Origin of the sequence: Streptomyces sp. NPDC058257, assembly GCF_042881845.1 — a bacterium.
Classification (GTDB): domain Bacteria; phylum Actinomycetota; class Actinomycetes; order Streptomycetales; family Streptomycetaceae; genus Streptomyces.
This window is the reverse complement of the sequence record NZ_JBHVXJ010000001.1, coordinates 424,538-444,643: the sequence shown is the minus strand read 5'-3', so window position 1 is coordinate 444,643 and position 20,106 is coordinate 424,538. Positions and strand designations below refer to the sequence as shown.

Here is a 20,106-nt window from a genome sequence, read left to right as displayed (position 1 = left end):
GCGGCGGGGGGTACCCCGCCCGGCTGCGCGCCGGGCCGGGGTGCTGCCGCACATCATGCAGTGTGCAAGGGGTCCAGGCCCAGGCCTCGCCGCAGATGCGTGGCCGTGAAGGACCCCTCCGCGTCGACCAGCTGCCCCGGCGTGCCCTCGAAGACGACCCGGCCGCCGTGCTTGCCGCCGTCGGGGCCGAGGTCGATCACCCAGTCCGCGTGCTTGACGACCTCCAGGTTGTGCTCGACGACGATCACGGTGTTCCCCGCGTCGACGAGCCGGTCGAGGAGGGCGAGCAGGCCGTCCACGTCGGCCATGTGCAGACCGGTCGTCGGCTCGTCGAGGACGTACGTCGTGCCGGTGCGGTGCAGCTGCGTGGCGAGCTTGATGCGCTGGCGCTCGCCGCCCGACAGGGTGCTCAGCGGCTGCCCGAGCGTCAGGTAGGTGAGCCCGACGTCGCGCAGGGCCCGCAGGCGCCGGCGTACCGCCGTGTCGTCGACGGCGGCCAGGAAGTCCAGGGCGCGCTCGGCTGTCATGCCGAGCACATCGGCGATGGAACTGCCGTCGACGGTCAGCCGGAGCACCTCCTCCTTGAAGCGGCGCCCCTCGCACGCCTCGCAGGTCGTCGTGACCGGATCCATGAACGCGAGGTCGCTGTGGATGACCCCGCGCCCCTCGCAGCTCTCGCACGCGCCACGGGAGTTGAAGCTGAAGAGCCCCGCCTCCTCGCCGGTCTCCCGCGCGAAGAGCTTGCGCAGCGAGTCCATGATCCCGAGGTACGTCGCCGGGGTCGACCGGCCCGAGATGCCGATGCCCGACTGGTCGACGACCACGGCGTCCGGATGTTCGGCGACGAACGCCCGCGACACCAGCGTGCTCTTGCCCGAGCCCGCGACACCCGTCACCGCCGTGAGCACCCCCGTCGGCACGCGCACACTGACGTCCTTGAGGTTGTGCAGGTCGGCGCCCTTGACCCACCGGCCGCCGACGGCCTCCCGCGGGCTCTCCTTGACGCCCGTGGAGCGCCGCAGGTGCCGGCCCGTGAGGGTGTCCGCGCGCCGCAGCTCGTCGGGTGTCCCCTCGAAGACGACCAGACCGCCGCCCGTGCCCGCAGCGGGGCCCATGTCGACGACGTGGTCGGCGACGGCGATCACGTCCGGGTCGTGCTCGACGACCAGGACGGTGTTCCCCTTGTCGCGCAGGCGCAGCAACAGGTCGTTGAGGCGGCCCACGTCGCGCGGGTGCAGCCCGACGCTGGGCTCGTCGAAGATGTACGTCATGCCGGTCAGGCTGGAGCCGAGGTGCCGCACCGTCTTCAGGCGCTGGCCCTCGCCGCCGGAGAGCGTGGACGTCTCGCGGCCGAGGCTGAGGTAGCCGAGGCCGATCGCCTCGATCCGTTCGAGCGCCGCCACGGCCGCCGCCGCGATCGGTCCGGCCACCGGGTCGTCGATCCGCTCCAGGGCGCCGATGAGGTCGGTGACCTCCATGCGCGAGCAGTCGGCGATGTTCCTTCCGTCGATGCGGGTGGCGAGGGCCGCCGCGTTGAGCCGTGCCCCGTCGCAGCCGTCGCACCTGCCCTCGACGAGGAAGCGCTGCACCAGGTCGTGGGTCTTCTGGGCGAGCGTCGACAGATCGCGGTTGAGGTAGAGCCGCTCGAAGCGGTCGGCGAGCCCTTCGTAGTCGATGTCCCGCGCGCCGCCGGTGTTGTCGACATTGACCTTGCCGCTGTCCCGGGCGCCGCGCATCAGGAACCGCCGCTCCGCCGCGCTGAATCGGCCCACCGGCTTGTGCGTGTCCAGGTCGGGGGTGTTGGTGTACGTCTGGCCCTGCCAGGTCCCCGCGGCGAACGGCGGGAAGAGGACCGCGCCGTCCGCGAGCGACTTGGCGGGGTCCAGGATGCGGTCGTAGTCGGGCCGTACGGTCCTGCCGAGGCCGTGGCACTGGGGGCACATGCCCGACGGGTCGTTGAACGAGTACGCGCTCGCGGCACCGGCACTCGGTGTGCCGTGCCGCGAGAACAGCACGCGCATCACCGAGTAGATGTCCGTCATCGTGCCCACCGTGGACCGGGAGTGGCCGCCGATCGGCCGCTGGTCGACGACGATCGCGGGCGAGAGCTCCTCGATGGCGTCCGCGTGCGGCCGCTCGTACTTCGGCAGCCGGTTGCGGACGAACCACGTGAAGGTCTCGTTCAGCTGGCGCTGCGACTCGACCGCGATCGTGTCGAACACGACCGACGACTTCCCCGACCCCGAGACGCCGGTGAAGACCGTGAGCCGGTCCTTCGGAATGCGCAGGTCCACCTCCTTGAGGTTGTTCTCACGGGCTCCGGTGATCGTGATGTATTGGTGCATACACACGAAGCTAGGCCAAATACCCGACACCTTCTGGCGTGATTTCCTTCATTTCGCCGTCGAGGAGCAGCCAGCGCGTGATGCCGATCGACTCCAGGAACGGCACATCGTGACTGGCCACGATCAAGGCTCCCTCGTACGACTCCAGGGCCGTGGCCAGCTGCTTCACGCTCGCCATGTCGAGGTTGTTCGTCGGCTCGTCGAGCATCAGGAGCTGCGGAGCGGGCTCCGCGAGCAGCAGCGCGGCGAGCGTCGCCCTGAACCGTTCGCCGCCCGACAGGGTCGCCGCGAGCTGATCGGCCCGCGCCCCCTTGAACAGGAAGCGGGCGAGACGGGCCCGGATCCGGTTGTTGGTGGCGTCGGGCGCGAAGCGCGCCACGTTCTCGGCGACGGAGAGATCCTCGTCGAGCACGTCGAGGCGCTGCGGCAGAAAACGCAGCGGGACATGTGCGAGGGCCTCTCCTTCCACGGTGTCCAGCTCTCCGGCGATGGTGCGCAGGAGCGTGGTCTTGCCCGCGCCGTTGCGGCCGACCAGTGCGATCCGTTCGGGACCGCGCAGCTCGAACTCGCCCCGCACGCGCGCCCCGTAGCGCAGGGACAGCTTGGACAGGGTGAGCACGGTGCGGCCGGGCGGGACCGCGGTGAACGGCAGGTCGACGCGGATCTCGTCGTCGTCCCGCACCGCCTCGACGGCGTCGTCGAGGCGCTCCTTCGCCTCGCTGAGTTTCTCCTCGTGCATGATGCGGTGCTTGCCCGCGGAGACCTGGGCCTGGCGCTTGCGCTCGCCCATGATGACCTTGGGCTCGCGCTTGGTGTCCCACATCTTCTGGCCGTACCTCTTACGCCGGGCCAACTTGACCTGTGCGTCGGCGAGTTCTCGCTTCTGCTTCTTCAGGTCGGACTCGGCGACGCGCACCATGCGCTCCGCGGCCTCCTGTTCGGCGGCCAGTGCCTCCTCGTACGCGGTGAAGTTGCCTCCGTACCATTTGACCTCTCCGTCCCGCAGGTCGGCGATCTGGTCGACCAGGTCGAGGAGTTCACGGTCGTGGCTGACCACGACCAGAACGCCGGACCAGGCGTCGACGGCCGCGTAGAGGCGCCGACGGGCGTACAGGTCAAGGTTGTTGGTGGGTTCGTCAAGGAGGAGTACGTCGGGCCGGCGCAGCAGCAGCGCGGCCAGGCGCAGCAGCACGGACTCGCCGCCCGACACCTCCCCGATGGTGCGGCCGAGGCCGATGTGGCCCAGGCCGAGCTGATCGAGGGTCGCGGCGGCGCGCTCCTCCACGTCCCAGTCGTCGCCGACCGCCGTGAAGTGCTCATCGGTCACATCGCCCGCCTCGATGGCGTGCAGCGCGGCACGAGCCGCGGCGATACCGAGCACCTCGTCGACGCGCAGACCGGTGTCGAGGGCGACGTTCTGCGGCAGGTACCCGATGTCACCCGCGACGCGGACGGCGCCCTCACTCGGGCTGAGCTCACCGGCGATCAGCTTCAACAGGGTTGATTTTCCGGAGCCGTTGACGCCGATGAGGCCGGTCCTGCCAGGGCCGAAGGCCGCCTGGAGTCCGTCGAAGACGCCGGTGCCGTCCGGCCAGGTGAAGTCGAGCGACGTACACGTGATGGAAGTGGGGACAGTAGACATGTGGTCCTCGCGGTTGCGTGAGATGAAGCGCGGTCAGGGGCAACGCGTTTGGGAACACCGCGAGGTGCGACAGCAGGACGGAAGCAGCGTCGTCAGGAGGCGAGGGCGGGAAGAAGGGCCCTGTGCCGAGGGACGGCTCGAACGCCGAGGTCGCACGCTACGCACACGGCCGAGCCGTGTGACGCGGTGAATCCAGACCTCAGACGAGCAACGTCCTACTCCTATCGGCGACAACAGAATCGATATACACCGTACGGTGCGACCCCGCCGCCGTCAACGACTTATCGTGACCGCGAACAAGGAGGCCCCATGCCTTATGGCTCGCTCTCACTGCCGACCAGGATCTTCCTGCTGGCCTGGGACACCGGCCGCAACAAGATCACCGGCGCCCCCGACCTGCCCCTCGCGGTGCGTGCCTGCGCGCTCGCCGAGCTGGCCCAGCGCGGGCTCGTCTCGGATGTCGACGGCATCGTCACTCCGGTCTTCGGCGCGCGCACCGGCGACGCGGTGCTCGACGGTCTCCTGGAACTCATCGAGGAGTCACGGCCCCGCACATGGCGCGGCTGGATCACGTACAAGGCCCGCGACACACGGGACGGGGTGCGCGACCAACTGGCGTCCAAGGGCTATCTGCGGACGGAGCGCACCCGGGTCTTCGGGATCTTCCCCTCCCGGCGGTACGAGCTCGAACGCGCCGGATACGTCGAGGTCCTGCAAGCCGAGGTGCTCGCGGTCCTGCGCGGTCCGGTGCCGGTGTCCGAGGTTCCCGCGGGCGACGCGGCCCTGGTCGTGTGCGCGGCGACGGGGAAGCTGCGCGGCGTCATCTCGGGCAAGGACCGCAGGCGGTACAGGGACCGGCTCGACGCGCTCACCGACCGCAGCGGGTCCCCGGCTCCACAACTGCCCGAGCTGATGCGGGGGTTGCGCAAGGCGCTGGCGTCGGCGGTGTCGGCGGCGGAGGACGCGAGGGCCGGTGGCGGGGGCGGCTGAGGGGCCCGCGGTAGGAACGCGTACGGACGTACGTGGTGGATCTTCGCCAGCCCCTGCTCACGCGGCGCTGGTCGGGTGTCCGTATGACGACGACGAGCCTTCGCGATCATGCTCTGAGGTTGCGACGCTCTGAGGTTCCGCGCGTCGCGGAGTTCGCCGCTCCGGGCGCGGATCAGCGTGGGCGCGGGCCCGCCGCGGACAGCGCACGCCGTCGTGCGCGAGGCCGCGCGTGAACTGCTCGCCGAGGGGACGTACAGGTCCCTGGCGCGAGGGCTCGACCATGGGGAGCTGAGCTCGCTGTTCGCGCAGTGATACCGCGCGGGCTGCGGCTCAGCAGGCGTCCCGCATCAGATCGGCGAGGTCCTGGTCGAGGTCGACGTGCAGATGCTCGTCGCCGGTGGGCACCAGGTCCGTGGTGCGCTGCAGGAAGCGGCGCATCTCGCCGGTGCGGATGTGGACGATCGCGGTGCCCTCGGGGGCGTGGAACTCCACGACCGTGCGGTCGAAGCCGTACGGCCGCACGCGTACGTCGCCGTCGCCCACCGCCCGCTCCATGCCCTGGGCGAGCAGTTCGCGGGCGAAGGTCCAGTAGACCTCGACGCCCTCCAGGGTCGCCGGGGCGGGGAAGCTCATCCGGACGGCGAACGGATCGCCCCGGTCGTAGTGCAGCGTCGCGGGAATGGTCGACATCCGCGGTGCGGCGGCGACGAGGCGGGCCTCTACGGCTTGCTCGATGTTGGTGGACAACGCCTGCTCCCTCACTGACAGCTGGATGACTCGGATCTGGATGACTCGCGTCGGTACTTGCATAGACGTCGGAATGACGGAATCCGTGCACGCGAACACGGAGTGACCTCGGTCACCGCGTGCTCTTCACCGTCTTCACAGAAATCCCCGAAGGAATCATGCGTTCCGGTGGTAACTTCGCCCGCCATGAGGTCTCTGGGGAAGACGAGATGGTCGCGGTCGGTGGGTCGCACGGTGTCGGTGGGGCTGTGCGGGGCGGCTCTCGCCGTGACGGCGCTGGTCGCGCCAGGGCTCGCACAGGCGGCCCCCAAGGCCCCGGAGAGCGGTTCGCAGAGGGGCGGCGGCTGGGAGCTCAAGGACAGCGGCACCGAAGCGCGCTTCCGCGGTCTCGCCGCGGTCGGTCACGACACCGCGTGGGTCGCCGGCACGAAAGGCACCGTGCTGCGCACCTCGGACGGCGGCGGAAGCTGGCGGAACGTCTCCCCGCCCGGAGCGGCGGAACTTGAGTTCCGCGACATCGAGGCGTTCGACGGCCGCCGCGCGGTGGTCCTAGCCATCGGTGAGGGCGAGGCTTCACGGGTCTTTCGCACGACGGACGGCGGAGCGACCTGGACGGAGTCCTTCCGCAACACCGACCCCAAGGCCTTCTACGACTGCATGACGTTCTTCGACCGGCGCCACGGCCTGGCCATGAGCGACCCGGTGGACGGCAAGTACCGCATCCTGTCCACCGCCGACGGCGGCCGCTCCTGGACGGTTCTGCCCGGCGAAGGCATGCCCGCGGCCCAGGAGGGCGAGTCGGGCTTCGCCGCGAGCGGCCAGTGCCTGGTGAGCTCAGGCTCACGCGACGTGTGGCTGGCCACCGGCGGAGCGGCGCGGGCGCGGATCCTGCACTCCGCCGACCGCGGCCGCACCTGGACGGCCACCGACGCGCCGATCCCGGCGGGCGATCCGGCGCGCGGCGTCTTCGGCCTCGCCTTCCGCGACCGTACGCACGGCATCGCGGTCGGCGGCGACTACCGCGCCGATCAGCCCTCTTCGAAGGCCGCGGCCACCACCGGCGACGGCGGCCGCACCTGGACCACGGCCACCGAGCCCCCGCCCGCCTACCGGTCGGGGGTGGCCTGGCTGCCGGGCAGCCGCCGTGGCGCGCTCGCGGTCGGGCCGACCGGCACGGACGTCACGTCGGACGGCGGGCGCAGCTGGCGGACGGTCGACGCGGGGTCGTACGACACCGTGGACTGCACGCGGGGCCGGACCTGCTGGGCATCCGGCGAGAAGGGCCGCGTCGCGCGCTGGGAGCGGGACCAGCGCCCGTCCGGGGCCCATCGGAGGGCCTAGGGCAGTTCCTGGCGGTAGGGGGCGAGTCCCGGGGCCGTCTTCGTGGCGATGAACTCGGTGATGCGGTACTCGCAGACCTCCGCGAGTACGAAGGGGTCGCTCGCCGCGATCTCCTCGATCGCCGCACGGTCCTGCGCCACGGCCAGGATCACGCCGCCGTCACGCGGATTCTTGCGCCCCGACGCGATGAAGACGCCCTGCGCGTAGAGCTGGTCCAGCCAGGCGACGTGGGCCTCAAGCTCCTTGTCGACGGCGGACAGGGGAGCGGTGTAGGTCAATTCGAGAACGAACATGATCGCGAGGCTACCGCCGCGGCACGCAGGGCGTGGCCGCGGTCCGGGGTGCGCGCTTTATCCTGATCGTTCAACCGGTCGCTCCGTGGGGCGACTTCTTGGTGCGTGGCCGCCCCATTTCTGCCGGGAGTTCGCTTTGCTGTACAGGAAGACCGCTCTGCGCGTCGCCGCGCCCGTGGCCGTGCTCGCCCTCGCGCTGACCGCCTGCGGGGGCGGCGGCGACAAGGACTCCGCGGGCACGTCGAAGGGCGGGGTGCGCGCCACCGGCGAGAGCGCCACCGGCGAGGCGAACGAGGGTCTCGTCTCCGTCGTCTACGACGTCACCGCGCAGAAGGTCGAACTGGGCACGGAGGCCGAGACCGCGAAGATGGTGTCGGAGCCCAAGCTGGCCAAGGGCCTGATCCCGGCCGTCGCCCACGTGAAGTACACCCACGAATCAGGACCGACCCTCACCCAGAACCCGCGCGCCAGCCAGCCCGCCAGGATCTGGGCGGACGGCAGACGCGGAACCCTGATCGTCGGAGCGGCCGATCACACGCCGGGCTGCGAGGCCCCCTCGTCCATCAAGGACTGGAAGCAGGGCGAGACCCACGTCCTGTGCGAGACCTACCTGGTCCCCAAGGACACGAAGAACCTGGAGGTCCACTGGTCCCAGGAGAACGGCGAGCCGTTCATCTGGAAGTTCGCGGCGACCGATCGGGCGACCAGGTGACCACCTCCCACGCGCCCGCCGACTGGCCCGCCGACGAGCCGGCCGCCCGCGCCGTCCAGGACGGACTGCGCGCGCGGGTCGTGCTCGACGAAGAGGGCCCGCGGCCGGGCACCGGACATGTCACGGGGGTGGACGTCGCCTACGACGACGAGCGCGACATCGTCGCCGCGGCGCTCGTCGTCCTGGACGCCGCGACACTCGACGTCGTCGAGGAGGCGACCGCGGTGGGCCGCGTCGCCTTCCCGTACGTGCCGGGCCTGCTCGCCTTCCGTGAGATCCCCACCGTCCTGGCCGCCCTGGAGAAGCTCGAAGCCGATCCGGGCCTCGTCGTCTGCGACGGCTACGGCATCGCGCATCCCCGCAGGTTCGGCCTCGCGAGCCACTTCGGCGTCCTCACGGGACTGCCCACGATCGGCGTGGCCAAGAACCCCTTCACGTTCACCTACGAGGCCCCGGGCGCCCCGCGGGCGAGCACGGCCCCGCTCCTCGACGGAGCGGAGGAGATCGGCCGCGCCCTGCGCACCCGCGAGGACGTCAAACCGGTCTTCGTCTCCGTCGGCCACCGCGTGAGCCTGGACAACGCCTGTGCCCACACGCTCCGCCTGACGCCGCGCTACCGCCTCCCGGAGTCGACGCGCCGCGCGGACGCCCTGTGCCGCGCGGCCCTGCGCGAGGCGACCGACAGGGCCTTGTGACGCCTTGTGACGGATCTCCGTCAGCAGGGCCCTACCGCGACGCCGCCACCCGGAACCTGAGTCCCGCCGACGTCAGCCGCTCCGTCAGCGCGTCGCCCATCGCCACGGCGGTGGTCACCTGCCCGGCCACCGGCGGCAGGTCGTCGAGCGCCAGACACAGCGCCGCCTCGCCCAGCATCTTCGCCGTCTCGTCGTACCCCGGATCCCCGCCCGAGACCTCGGTGAACACGCGCTTGCCGCCACCCTCGCCGACGAAGCGCACGGAGAACCAGCTCTTGGCCCGCCGCTGCTCGCCCGGTCCGTCGCCCGGCTTCATCCGCGACGACAACCACCGCCGCGCGGGCGGCAGTTGCGCCGCCGCCACCAGACCGCCGACGGCCGCCGCGCCCCCCACGGCGAACGGCAGGGACTTCACGGCCGCGTAGTGGCGGTAGCGGAAATCGGGCCCGTAGCGTTCGAGCGCCCGCGCCGAGCGCTGCACCACCTGCGGGTCGATCGTGGGCAGGGGGAGGGCCCAGGCGCCGACCTCGCCCGCGTACCGGGGTGCGCTCGGCGGCGCGTACGCCTTGCGGCCCGCCAGGCGCGGTTCGTGCCGTCGCCGGTCCCGCGCGGCGGCCAGCATCTGCGGCCCCCGGGAGAGCTGGGTGAGCGTGGAGGCGAAGGTGCCCCCGGAGAACGTCGCGTTGCTGCGCACGAATCCGTCGACGCGCAGTGGCACACCCTCCGGAAGCTGCCGCACCGTGAAGTACGCGCCCAGGTCGTGCGGGACCGAGTCGAAGCCGCAGGAGTGCACGAGCCGTGCGCCCGTCTCCCGGGCACGGGCGTCGTGCCGCACGTACATGAGGTCGACGAACTCCGGCTCACCGGTGAGGTCCACGTAGTCCGTGCCCGCCTCCGCGCACGCGGCGACGAGCTCCTGGCCGTACGTGAGATAGGGGCCGACGGTCGTGGCCACCACGCGCGCGTGGCCTGCCATGTCCCGCAGGGACGCCGGGTCCGCCACGTCGGCGCGGACGAGGTCGAGCTTCGCGCACGCCGGATGGGCGTCGGCGAGCCGCTCCCGCAGCCGCTCCAGCTTCCCGGTGTCACGTCCCGCGATCGCCCAGCGCAGCCCCTCGGGCGCGTGCGCGGCGAGGTACTCCGCGGTGAGCACGCCGACGAAACCGGTCGCTCCGAAGAGGACGATGTCGTACGTGCGGTCCGCCGCGTGGTCCTTGCCGCTGCCGCTGCCGCTGCCGCCGTTGTCGTTGCGGTTGCCGTTCTGACTGGTCATGGCACCTCTCTGCCGTGCGCCGCGCGCCGATGTCGGGGGCCGAGGCTAGCGTGCGAAGCCGGTGTCGCCGCACGGCCCGTCCCCCGTTTTGTCTAAGCGCTTGCTTGCTAGGGTCTTGTGCGGAGTGGAACACGTTCTTAGCATCACTGGTGTTACATCAGTTGTGTCATAGCGCTGGGGGCTCAATGGCAGTGCCGGGCAAGAACGTTCACGGACCGCTCGCAGGGGTGCGCGTCGTCGAGCTGGCGGGCATCGGCCCCGGCCCGTTCGCGGCCATGCTCCTGGCCGACCTCGGGGCCGATGTCGTACGGGTCGACCGGCCGGGCGGCGGCACTCTCGCCGTCAATCCCGAGTACGACGTCACCAACCGCAACAAGCGCTCCGTGATCGTCGACCTCAAGGCGGCCGACGGCGCGGACCGCGTCCTCGACCTCGTCGACCGCGCCGACGTCCTCATCGAGGGCTACCGCCCCGGCGTCGCCGAGCGCCTGGGCATCGGGCCTCTCACCTGTCACGCCCGCAACCCGAAGCTCGTCTACGGACGGATGACCGGCTGGGGACAGGAGGGGCCGCTCGCCGCGCGCGCCGGGCACGACATCGCGTACATCGCGATCACCGGCACCCTCGGCATGATCGGCAACCCCGGCGAGCCGCCCACCGTCCCCGCGAACCTCGTCGGCGACTACGCGGGCGGCTCGCTCTACCTCGTCGTCGGCATCCTCGCGGCCCTGCACCACGCGCGCGAGCACGGCACAGGGCAGGTCGTGGACGCCGCGATCGTCGACGGCACCGCACACCTCACGTCGATGATCCACGGCATGCTCGCGGCCGGCGGCTGGCAGGACAGGCGCGGCGCCAACCTCCTCGACGGCGGCTGCCCGTTCTACGGCACCTACGAGACCGCCGACGGCGGTCACATGGCCGTCGGCGCCCTTGAGCAGCAGTTCTACGACGAGTTCATCGAGCTCCTCGGTCTGGCGGGCCAGGCGCCGGCGCGCAAGGACCTCGCGCGCTGGGACGAGCTGCGCGAGGCGGTCGCCACCCGCTTCAAGGAGCGGACGCGCGAGGAGTGGACGGCCGTCTTCGAGGGCTCCGACGCGTGCGTCGCACCCGTGCTCTCGCTGTCCGAGGCCCCCGGCCACCCCCATCTCGCCGCCCGCGGCACCTTCGTCGACCACGGCGGCATCACCCAGCCCGCCCCCGCGCCGCGCTTCTCCGCGACCCCGACGGACGTCCGCAGCGGCCCCGCCCAGCCGGGCGCGGACACCGAGGACGTGGCCCGCGACTGGGACGTACCGGCCCTCAGGGGCACCACCACGAAGGAAGACAGCTGATGGAGATCTCCGCACCTCTCGCCTACGCGGGCGATCCGCGGCAGGCCGCCGACGACGTGGCCGCCCTGGAGGCCGCCGGTCTGGACGCCGTCTGGGTCGCGGAGGCCTACGGCTTCGACTCGCCCACCATCATGGGCTACCTGGCCGCGCGCACCGAGCGTATGAAGATCGGCGCCGGGATCCTCAACGTCTACTCGCGCACCCCCGCCCTCATCGCCCAGACGGCCGCCGGACTCGACGCGATCTCCGGCGGGCGGGCGATCATCGGGCTCGGCGCGTCGGGGCCGCAGGTCGTCGAGGGCTGGCACGGGAAGCCGTACGACAAGCCCCTCGCCCGCACCCGTGAGGCCGTCGAACTGACCCGCCGCATCCTGCGCCGCGAGGTCATCGACCACCACGGCGTCACGGACATGCCGCTGCCCGAGGAGAAGGGCGGCAAGCTGGGCAAGCCGCTGAAGATCCTCACCAAGCCGGTCCGTTCCGAAGTGCCCCTCTACATAGCATCGCTCGGCCCCGCCAACGTCCGCATGACCGCCGAGATCGCCGACGGCTGGCTTCCCACCCTGTTCATCCCGGAGAAGGCGCACCAGGTGTGGGGCGCTTCGCTCGCCGAGGGCGAGGCGAAGCGCGATCCGGCGCTCGGACCGTTGCAGACGGTCGCGGGAGGCCTGCTCGCCATCGGTGACGACGCGGCCGCCGCACGGGATCTGGCCCGGCCTCAAATCGCCCTCTACGTAGGCGGCATGGGTGCTCCGGGGAAGAACTTCTACAACGACCTCGCGGTCGCGTACGGATACGAGGAGGAAGCCGGGCGCATCCAGGAGCTGTATCTCTCGGGCAGGAAGAAGGAAGCGGAGGCCGCCGTCCCGGACGAGTTCTGCGAGCTCATGTCGCTGTGCGGGCCCGAGAGCTATGTCCGTGAGCGCGTCGAGGCCTTCCGTGAGGCGGGCGTCACCATGCTCAACGTCATTCCCGTCGGCCCCGAGCCGGCCAAGTCGATCGAGACCGTCAAGGGCTGGCTCTAGGCTCCAGGAGGCCGTACGTGAAGCGACAGATCTTCTCCGCCGAACACGAGGCGTTCCGCGAGACCGTCCGTACCTTCCTGACGAAGGAGGTACTGCCCCACTACGAGGAGTGGGAGAAGGACGGGATCGTCAGCCGGGACGCCTGGCTCGCGGCGGGCAAGCAGGGACTGCTCGGGCTCGCCGTGCCCGAGGAGTACGGAGGCGGCGGGAACGCCGACTTCCGCTACAGCGCCGTACTCGCCGAGGAGTTCACCCGCGCGGGCGCGGCCGGGCTCGCGCTCGGCCTGCACAACGACATCATCGGCCCGTATCTGACATCCCTTGCCACCGAGGACCAGAAGCGGCGCTGGCTGCCCGGCTTCTGCTCCGGCGAGATCATCACGGCCATCGCGATGACCGAGCCGGGCGCGGGCTCCGACCTCCAGGGCATCCGCACCACCGCCGTCGACCAGGGCGATCACTGGCTGCTCAACGGCTCCAAGACGTTCATCTCGAACGGCATCCTCGCCGACCTCGTCATCGTCGTCGCCAAGACCTCGCAGGAGGGCGGCGCGAAGGGGCTGTCCCTCCTGGTCGTCGAGCGCGGCACGGACGGCTTCGAGCGGGGCCGCAACCTCGACAAGATCGGCCAGAAGTCCCAGGACACCGCCGAGCTGTTCTTCAACGACGTACGCGTGCCCAAGGAGAACCTCCTGGGCGAGCTCGACGGCGCCTTCATCCACCTGATGACGAACCTCGCGCAGGAGCGCATGGGCATCGCCGTCGCCGGGATCGCCGCCGCCGAGCACCTCCTGGAGATCACCACGACGTACGTCAAGGAGCGCGAGGCCTTCGGGCGACCGCTCTCCAAGCTCCAGCACATCCGCTTCGAGATCGCCGAGATGGCGACCGAGTGCGCGGTCACCCGGACCTTCCTCGACCGCTGCATCGTCGATCACTCGAACGGCGAACTCGACGCCGTGCACGCCTCGATGGCCAAGTGGTGGGCCACCGAACTGCAGAAGCGCGTCGCCGACCGCTGCCTGCAACTGCACGGCGGATACGGCTACATGACCGAGTACCGCGTCGCCAAGGCCTTCACCGACGGCCGCATCCAGACGATCTACGGAGGCACGACCGAGATCATGAAGGAGATCATCGGCCGCTCCCTGCTCGCCTGAGCCTGCCAGACCCTCACCTGCAAAGTTCTTTGCGAAAGGCTGCTGTCTTGACCACCGAAGCGTACGTATACGACGCGATCCGCACCCCGCGCGGACGCGGCAAGGCCAATGGCGCCCTGCACGGCACCAAGCCGATCGACCTCGTCGTCGGCCTGATCCACGAGATCCGGGCGCGGTTCCCCGACCTGGACCCGGCGGCCGTCGACGACATCGTCCTCGGCGTCGTCGGCCCCGTCGGCGACCAGGGCTCGGACATCGCGCGGATCGCGGCCATCGCCGCCGGACTGCCGGACACGGTCGCCGGCGTCCAGGAGAACCGCTTCTGCGCCTCCGGTCTCGAAGCCGTCAACATGGCCGCGATGAAGGTGCGTTCGGGCTGGGAGGACCTCGTCCTGGCGGGCGGCGTCGAGTCGATGTCACGCGTCCCGATGGCCTCGGACGGCGGCGCCTGGTTCGCCGACCCGATGACCAACTACGAGACGGGCTTCGTGCCGCAGGGCATCGGCGCCGACCTGATCGCCACGGTGGAGGGCTACTCCCGGCGTGACGTCGACGAGTACGCGGCCCTGTCCCAGGAGCGCGCGGCGGCGGCCTGGAAGGACAGCCGCTTCGAGAGGTCCGTCGTGCCGGTGAAGGACCGCAGCGGCCTGGTCGTCCTGGACCACGACGAGTACATGCGCCCCGGCACCACCGCCGACTCGCTCGGCAAGCTGAAGCCCTCCTTCAAGGACATCGGCGACCTTGGCGGGTTCGACGCCGTCGCGCTGCAGAAGTACCACTGGATCGAGAAGATCGACCACGTCCACCACGCGGGCAACTCCTCCGGCATCGTGGACGGTGCCGCCCTGGTGGCCGTCGGCACCAAGGAGGTCGGCGAGCGCTACGGCCTCACCCCGCGCGCCCGCATCGTCTCCGCGGCCGTCTCGGGCTCCGAGCCGACCATCATGCTCACCGGGCCCGCCCCGGCCGCCCGCAAGGCGCTCGCCAAGGCGGGTCTGACGATCGACGACATCGACCTCGTCGAGATCAACGAGGCCTTCGCGGCCGTCGTCCTGCGCTTCGTCAAGGACATGGGCCTGTCCCTCGACAAGGTCAACGTCAATGGCGGCGCGATCGCTCTGGGCCACCCGCTCGGCGCCACCGGGGCGATGATCCTGGGCACGCTCGTCGACGAGCTGGAGCGTCAGGACAAGCGGTACGGCCTTGCCACGCTGTGCGTCGGCGGAGGCATGGGGATCGCCACGATCGTGGAACGGGTTTCCGGCTGAGCGCCGCGGGGCTGTTGTCCGTTGCCGACTGCGAGTGCTTCGCGGCTGGTCGCGCAGTTCCCCGCGCCCCTGAAGGCATGCGGCTTCGCCGCTGCCTTCCCCGGTGCGCGCCCCTGAGACGGCGCACGCAGTGCGCATCTCAGGGGCGCGGGGAACTGCGCGACCAGCCCCCACCAGCGGTCAGCCGGTCACGTCCCCTCAGCCACCCTCCCCGGATCCCGCCCGGGCCCACTCACACTTCACGGAGACAAGACCATGACCGAAAGCACCACTATCCGCTGGGAAATGGACGCCACCGGCATCCTCACCCTCGTCCTCGACGACCCCAACCAGTCCGCGAACACCATGAACCAGGCGTTCAAGGACTCCATCGCGGCGATCGCCGAACGCGCGGAGGCCGAGCAGGACTCCATCCGCGGCATCATCTACACCTCCGCTAAGAAGACCTTCTTCGCGGGCGGTGACCTCAAGGACATGATGCGGGCAGGGCCCGAGAACGCGCAGGGCGCGTTCGAGGCGGGCGTCGCCATCAAGTCCTCCCTGCGCCGCATCGAGACCCTGGGCAAGCCGGTCGTCGCCGCCATCAACGGCGCGGCTCTCGGCGGCGGCTACGAGATCGCCCTCGCCAGCCACCACCGCGTCGCGCTCGACGCGCCGGGGTCCAAGATCGGCCTGCCCGAGGTCACCCTGGGCCTGCTCCCGGCGGGCGGCGGCGTGACCCGCACCGTACGCCTCATGGGCATCGCGGACGCACTTCTGAAGGTGCTGCTCCAGGGCACCCAGTACTCCCCGAAGCGCGCCCTGGAGAACGGCCTCGTCCACGAAGTGGCGGCCACCGGGGAAGAGATGATCGAGAAGGCCCGCGCCTTCATCGACGCCAACCCCGAGTCGCAGCAGCCCTGGGACAAGCCGGGCTACCGCATCCCCGGCGGCACCCCCGCCAACCCGAAGTTCGCGGCGAACCTGCCCGCCTTCCCCGCCAACCTCAAGAAGCAGACGAACGGCGCCCCCTACCCGGCCCCGCGCAACATCCTCGCGGCCGCCGTCGAGGGCTCCCAGGTCGACTTCGAGACCGCGCTGACCATCGAGGCCCGGTACTTCACCGAGCTGGTCACGGGACAGACCGCGAAGAACATGATCCAGGCGTTCTTCTTCGACCTCCAGGCCGTCAACTCCGGTGCCAACCGGCCCAAGGGCATCGAGGCACGCCAGGTCCGCAAGGCCGCCGTCCTGGGGGCCGGAATGATGGGCGCGGGCATCGCCTACTCGTGCGCCCGCGCGGGCATCGAGGTCGTCCTCAAGGACGTCTCCGCCGAAGCCGCCGCCAAGGGCAAGGCCTACTCCGAGAAGCTGTGCGCCAAGGCGGTGCAGCGAGGACGTACGACCCAGGAGAAGGCCGACGCGCTGCTCGCCCGCATCACGCCGACCGCCGACCCGCAGGACCTCGCGGGCTGCGACGCGGTGATCGAGGCCGTCTTCGAGGACACCACTCTCAAGCACAAGGTGTTCCAGGAGATCCAGGACGTCATCGAGCCGGACGCGCTGCTGTGCTCCAACACCTCGACGCTGCCGATCACCCAGCTCGCCGAGGGCGTCACGCGGCCCGTCGACTTCATCGGCCTGCACTTCTTCTCACCCGTCGACAAGATGCCGCTCGTCGAGATCATCAAGGGCGAGCGGACCGGGGACGCGGCTCTCGCCCGAGCGTTCGACCTCGTACGCCAGATCAGCAAGACGCCGATCGTCGTCAACGACTCGCGTGGCTTCTTCACCTCGCGCGTGATCGGGCACTTCATCAACGAAGGCGTCGCGATGGTCGGCGAGGGCATCGAGCCCGCGTCCATCGAGCAGGCGGCGGCCCAGGCGGGTTACCCGGCGAAGGTCCTCTCCCTGATGGACGAGCTGACCCTCACCCTGCCGCGCAAGATCCGCAACGAGACGAAGCGCGCCGTCGAGGAGGCCGGCGGCACCTGGGCCGGGCATCCGTCGGACTCCGTCATCGACCGCATGGTCGACGAGTTCGAGCGTCCCGGCAGGAGCGGGGGAGCGGGCTTCTACGAGTACGTGGACGGCAAGCGCGCCGGTCTCTGGCCGGGCCTGCGCGAGCACTTCACCAAGCCGGGCACCCAGATCCCGTTCGAGGACATGCAGGAGCGCATGCTGTTCTCCGAGGCGCTCGACACCGTGCGGCTGGTGGAGGAGGGCGTCCTGACGTCCGTCGCGGACGCCAACATCGGCTCCATCTTCGGCATCGGCTTCCCCGGCTGGACCGGTGGCGTGCTCCAGTACATCAACGGCTACGAAGGCGGTCTTCCCGGGTTCGTGGCACGCGCCGTCGAGCTGGCCGACCGCTACGGCGAGCGGTTCACGCCGCCCGCGCTGCTTGTCGAGAAGGCGCAGAACGGCGAGAAGTTCAGCGACAACTGACAGGCACGACAGGTACGACAGGCACGACCGGCACGGGAGTGGCTCAGCTGTCCTTGAGCCACTCCCGCAGCTCCTCCTTGAGGGAGCGCTGGAACGCCGTCACCAGGGCCTGCACCACCATCGGCTGCATATGGGCCGACAGGGACCGCATCGCCGCCACGTGCTCGGGGTCCGACTCCCGCTCGCGGTAAGGGCCCCACACCTCGTCACGGAAGAGCCGGGACAGCTCGACGGCCGCCGAGCGGGTGTGCTCCATCAGGACCGTGCGCGCCGCCAGGATCGTCTCGTGCGCGATGGGTACGTCGAGCAGCTCCACGCCCAGGCGCAACAGCCCCGGATCGACGCGATACGCCCCCGGGAACTCCGTCGGTGTGACGACGCCCATCGCCGAGAGCCGCTCCAGGTCCGCGTCGGAGAGCGGGCGGCCCGCCCTGCGCTCCAGCTCCGCGCGGTCGGTGTCCTCGGCCGAGTCGGGGGCCCAGGAGGCCACCACCGCGCGGTGGATGGCGAGATCGTGGGTGCTCAGGTCGTCCGGCAGCTGTTCCAGATACCGCTCGATCGCGGCCAGCGTCATGCCCTGGTGCTGCAACTCCTCGATGAGACCGAGCCGGGACAGATGCTCCTCGCCGTAGTGGCCGACCCGGCGCGGGCCGATCACGGGCGGCGGAAGCAGGCCCTTGGTGCTGTAGAAGCGGATGGTGCGGACGGTGACGCCCGCGCGCGCGGCCAGTTCGTCGACCGTGAGCGTCGGCTCGTCGGTGTCCGACGTCCTCGTCATCGTCATGGCAGCGCATCGCCTCCCCAGTTGTGCACCGATGGTTGTGCACCGATGGTCGTACACCGGTGGTTGTGCACCGATCAGGTGCAACAGTATTGCTGTCTCACCACTGTTGTGAAAGCGTCCCGGCCAGTCACTTGCTTCGTCGATGACGCCAGGAGGCGGTCGTGACCACGATCCTGCGACTCCCCGGGGACCCCGCCGACATCACGCTCCCCGCCCTGCTGCTGCGCAACGCCGAGGACCACGGCGACCGCCCCGCACTCTCCTGGCGCACCACCCCCGAAGGGGAGTGGACGACCCTGACCTGGCGCGAAGCACGGCGCAAGGTTTCCGTTCTGGCCGCCGGGTTCACGGCGCTCGGTGTGCGGCGCGGCGAACACGTCCTCATGATGATGGGCAACCGCCCCGAACACTGGCTGAGCGATCTCGCCCTCGTGCATCTGGGTGCCGTCCCCGTCACCGTGTACGGCACATCGGCCCCCGAGCAGATCGCGCACATCGCCCGGCACAGCCGCGCCCGCTTCGCGATCGTCGAGGGCGCCCGCGAACTCGCCCGCTGGGAACCCCTCCTCACCAACGAGGAGGTCCCGTTGGAGCGCCTGGTGGTCGTCGAAGCGGCCGCTGCGGGCCCGCACCGCACGTACGGCTCCCTGCACGCCACAGGCAGCCGCCTCTTCGCCCCGGACGCCTTCGAGAAGGCCTGGTGCGAGTCCCGGGCCGACGATCCGCTCACCGTCGTCTACACGTCGGGCACCACCGGCGACCCCAAGGGCGTGCGCATCACCCACCGCAACGTCGTCCTCAACGGCGTGGCCCTGGACGCCGTCGTCGAGCTCCCCGACTTCGTGGACCACATCAGCTACCTCCCCTTCGCCCACGTCGCGGAGCGCATGCTCGGCATCTACCTGCCGGTGTTCCGCGCCTCGCACGTGTACCTGTGCGCGGATCCGACCGCCGTCGCCGCGACCGCGCGCGAGCTGCGGCCCGCGCAGTTCTTCGGGGTCCCGCGCGTGTGGGAGAAGCTCGCCGCGTCCGTACGGGCCGTGCTCGCCGGACTGCCGGAGCAGCAGCGGGAGGCGATCGAAGCCGCGAACGGGACGACACGCGCGCGCGTGGAGTACGTCGAGCGCGGCGAGGACCCGCCGGCCGAACTGGAGAGGGCGTATCGCGAGGCCAAGGAGAAGACCCTCGACCCGCTGCTCTCCCTGGCCGGATTCGACCGACTGGTGTGGACCGCGAGCGCGGCGGCGTCGATGCCGCTGGACGTCGTGCGCTTCTGGTCGGGGTTCGGCATCGTGATCATGGACGCGTGGGGTCTGACGGAGACGACCGGGGTCGTCACCATCAACACCCCGGGCGCCTTCCGGCTCGGCTCGGTGGGCAGGCCCCTGGACGGCCTGGAGGTCCGCACCGCCGACGACGGCGAGATCCTCGTGCGCGGCGCGATGGTCTTCGACGGCTATCTCCTGCCCGACGGCTCCGTCGAGTCGGCCCGCGACGCGGACGGCTGGTTCGCCACCGGCGACGTCGGGCGGATCGACGAGGACGGCTACCTCTGGCTCACCGACCGCAAGAAGGAACTGATCGTGACGTCGACGGGCAAGAACGTCTCGCCCGTACTCGTCGAGAACACCCTCAAGGAGCACCCCCTCATAGGACAGGCCCTCGTCCACGGCGACGGCCGCTCCTACCTGGTGGCGCTGCTCGTCCTGGACGCGGAGATGGCCCCTGTGTGGGCCGCCGCCCGGGGGATCACCGGTGACCTGGTGGCGAGCGATGCCGTACGGGAGGAGGTCGCGCGGGCCGTCGACGCGGCCAACGCACGCCTCAACCGCACCGAGCAGATCAAGCGCTACCGGCTCCTGGGGGAGGAGTGGGGCCCCGAGACCGGGGAGCTGACACCGTCCCTGAAGCTGCGCCGCAGGGTCATCCGGGAGAAGTACGCGGACGCCATCAACGGGCTGTACACCCCGTGACGCACTCGGTGACGCACCCGTGATCCTCGGTGACGCACCCCGTGATCCATCGGCTCTACACCTTGTGATCATCGTGTGTACACCCCCCGCCCACCAT

General features: G+C 70.6%; 17 protein-coding genes. 11 read left to right on the top strand and 6 right to left on the bottom strand.

Translation table 11 applies throughout. From position 1 onward, the window contains the following. Positions 1 to 53: 53 nt before the first annotated feature. Both ACFVXC_RS01870 and ACFVXC_RS01865 read right to left on the bottom strand, forming a co-directional pair. Entirely contained in the window at positions 54 to 2,345 is a 2,292-nt protein-coding gene (locus tag ACFVXC_RS01870) for an ATP-binding cassette domain-containing protein (protein ID WP_389900517.1), read from the bottom strand. A gap of 10 nt (positions 2,346 to 2,355) precedes the next feature. Further along, complete coding sequence (locus ACFVXC_RS01865) at positions 2,356 to 3,987, bottom strand: ABC-F family ATP-binding cassette domain-containing protein (protein WP_389900515.1); 1,632 nt, start codon at positions 3,985 to 3,987, stop codon at positions 2,356 to 2,358. A gap of 309 nt (positions 3,988 to 4,296) precedes the next feature. Between ACFVXC_RS01865 and ACFVXC_RS01860 the strand changes: the two genes are divergently transcribed. Together ACFVXC_RS01860 and ACFVXC_RS01855 are read left to right on the top strand one after the other, a co-directional pair. Then, positions 4,297 to 4,977 carry a GPP34 family phosphoprotein gene (locus ACFVXC_RS01860; protein ID WP_389900514.1) on the top strand — a complete coding sequence of 227 codons (681 nt, stop codon included), beginning with the start codon at positions 4,297 to 4,299 and terminating at the stop codon, positions 4,975 to 4,977. Positions 4,978 to 5,154: 177 nt separating this feature from the next. Continuing rightward, on the top strand, positions 5,155 to 5,289 hold the full coding sequence (locus ACFVXC_RS01855) for a hypothetical protein (RefSeq protein WP_389900513.1): 135 nt from the start codon (positions 5,155 to 5,157) through the stop codon (positions 5,287 to 5,289). A gap of 18 nt (positions 5,290 to 5,307) precedes the next feature. On the opposite strand, the gene ACFVXC_RS01850 is transcribed toward ACFVXC_RS01855, so the two are convergent. Further along, complete coding sequence (locus ACFVXC_RS01850) at positions 5,308 to 5,724, bottom strand: SsgA family sporulation/cell division regulator (RefSeq protein WP_389900511.1); 417 nt, start codon at positions 5,722 to 5,724, stop codon at positions 5,308 to 5,310. 186 nt (positions 5,725 to 5,910) lie between these two features. Here ACFVXC_RS01850 and ACFVXC_RS01845 point away from each other — a divergent pair, with 186 nt between their 5' ends. Beyond that, positions 5,911 to 7,065, top strand: a complete 1,155-nt coding sequence (locus ACFVXC_RS01845) for a WD40/YVTN/BNR-like repeat-containing protein (protein WP_389900510.1) — start codon at positions 5,911 to 5,913, stop codon at positions 7,063 to 7,065. Here the strand turns inward: ACFVXC_RS01845 and ACFVXC_RS01840 are convergent. Further along, complete coding sequence (locus ACFVXC_RS01840; RefSeq protein WP_389900508.1) at positions 7,062 to 7,358, bottom strand: YciI family protein; 297 nt, start codon at positions 7,356 to 7,358, stop codon at positions 7,062 to 7,064. The genes ACFVXC_RS01845 and ACFVXC_RS01840 overlap by 4 nt on opposite strands. A 136-nt stretch (positions 7,359 to 7,494) precedes the next feature. Here ACFVXC_RS01840 and ACFVXC_RS01835 point away from each other — a divergent pair, with 136 nt between their 5' ends. Both ACFVXC_RS01835 and nfi read left to right on the top strand, forming a co-directional pair. After that, positions 7,495 to 8,070 (top strand): hypothetical protein, encoded by a 576-nt coding sequence (locus ACFVXC_RS01835; RefSeq protein WP_389900507.1) that lies wholly within the window; start codon positions 7,495 to 7,497, stop codon positions 8,068 to 8,070. Beyond that, the gene (gene nfi, locus ACFVXC_RS01830; protein ID WP_389900506.1) at positions 8,067 to 8,765 is read left to right on the top strand and encodes a deoxyribonuclease V; all 699 of its coding nucleotides are present in this window, start codon (positions 8,067 to 8,069) and stop codon (positions 8,763 to 8,765) included. The genes ACFVXC_RS01835 and nfi overlap by 4 nt, the downstream gene beginning before the upstream one ends. Before the next feature lie 31 nt (positions 8,766 to 8,796). On the opposite strand, the gene ACFVXC_RS01825 is transcribed toward nfi, so the two are convergent. After that, positions 8,797 to 10,038 carry a saccharopine dehydrogenase family protein gene (locus ACFVXC_RS01825; protein ID WP_389900504.1) on the bottom strand — a complete coding sequence of 414 codons (1,242 nt, stop codon included), beginning with the start codon at positions 10,036 to 10,038 and terminating at the stop codon, positions 8,797 to 8,799. A 185-nt stretch (positions 10,039 to 10,223) separates the two neighbouring features. On the opposite strand from ACFVXC_RS01825, the gene ACFVXC_RS01820 reads away from it, so the two are divergent. The 5 genes from ACFVXC_RS01820 (at position 10,224) to ACFVXC_RS01800 (ending at position 17,252) form a co-directional block, all read left to right on the top strand. Further along, positions 10,224 to 11,372 (top strand): CaiB/BaiF CoA transferase family protein, encoded by a 1,149-nt coding sequence (locus tag ACFVXC_RS01820; protein ID WP_389900503.1) that lies wholly within the window; start codon positions 10,224 to 10,226, stop codon positions 11,370 to 11,372. Beyond that, the gene (locus ACFVXC_RS01815) at positions 11,372 to 12,397 is read left to right on the top strand and encodes an LLM class F420-dependent oxidoreductase (protein WP_389900501.1); all 1,026 of its coding nucleotides are present in this window, start codon (positions 11,372 to 11,374) and stop codon (positions 12,395 to 12,397) included. The genes ACFVXC_RS01820 and ACFVXC_RS01815 overlap by 1 nt, the downstream gene beginning before the upstream one ends. A 17-nt stretch (positions 12,398 to 12,414) precedes the next feature. Further along, positions 12,415 to 13,557: an acyl-CoA dehydrogenase family protein gene (locus ACFVXC_RS01810; protein WP_389900499.1), complete on the top strand. Its 1,143-nt coding sequence runs from the start codon at positions 12,415 to 12,417 to the stop codon at positions 13,555 to 13,557. 47 nt (positions 13,558 to 13,604) lie between these two features. Beyond that, positions 13,605 to 14,825 carry an acetyl-CoA C-acetyltransferase gene (locus ACFVXC_RS01805; protein ID WP_389900498.1) on the top strand — a complete coding sequence of 407 codons (1,221 nt, stop codon included), beginning with the start codon at positions 13,605 to 13,607 and terminating at the stop codon, positions 14,823 to 14,825. Positions 14,826 to 15,080: 255 nt separating this feature from the next. Next, positions 15,081 to 17,252, top strand: a complete 2,172-nt coding sequence (locus ACFVXC_RS01800; protein WP_389900496.1) for a 3-hydroxyacyl-CoA dehydrogenase NAD-binding domain-containing protein — start codon at positions 15,081 to 15,083, stop codon at positions 17,250 to 17,252. A 43-nt stretch (positions 17,253 to 17,295) separates the two neighbouring features. Here ACFVXC_RS01800 and ACFVXC_RS01795 read toward each other — a convergent pair whose 3' ends face one another. Continuing rightward, positions 17,296 to 18,030: a MerR family transcriptional regulator gene (locus ACFVXC_RS01795; protein WP_389901525.1), complete on the bottom strand. Its 735-nt coding sequence runs from the start codon at positions 18,028 to 18,030 to the stop codon at positions 17,296 to 17,298. 167 nt (positions 18,031 to 18,197) lie between these two features. Between ACFVXC_RS01795 and ACFVXC_RS01790 the strand changes: the two genes are divergently transcribed. After that, positions 18,198 to 20,009 carry an AMP-dependent synthetase/ligase gene (locus ACFVXC_RS01790; RefSeq protein WP_389900495.1) on the top strand — a complete coding sequence of 604 codons (1,812 nt, stop codon included), beginning with the start codon at positions 18,198 to 18,200 and terminating at the stop codon, positions 20,007 to 20,009. Positions 20,010 to 20,106 lie beyond the last annotated feature (97 nt).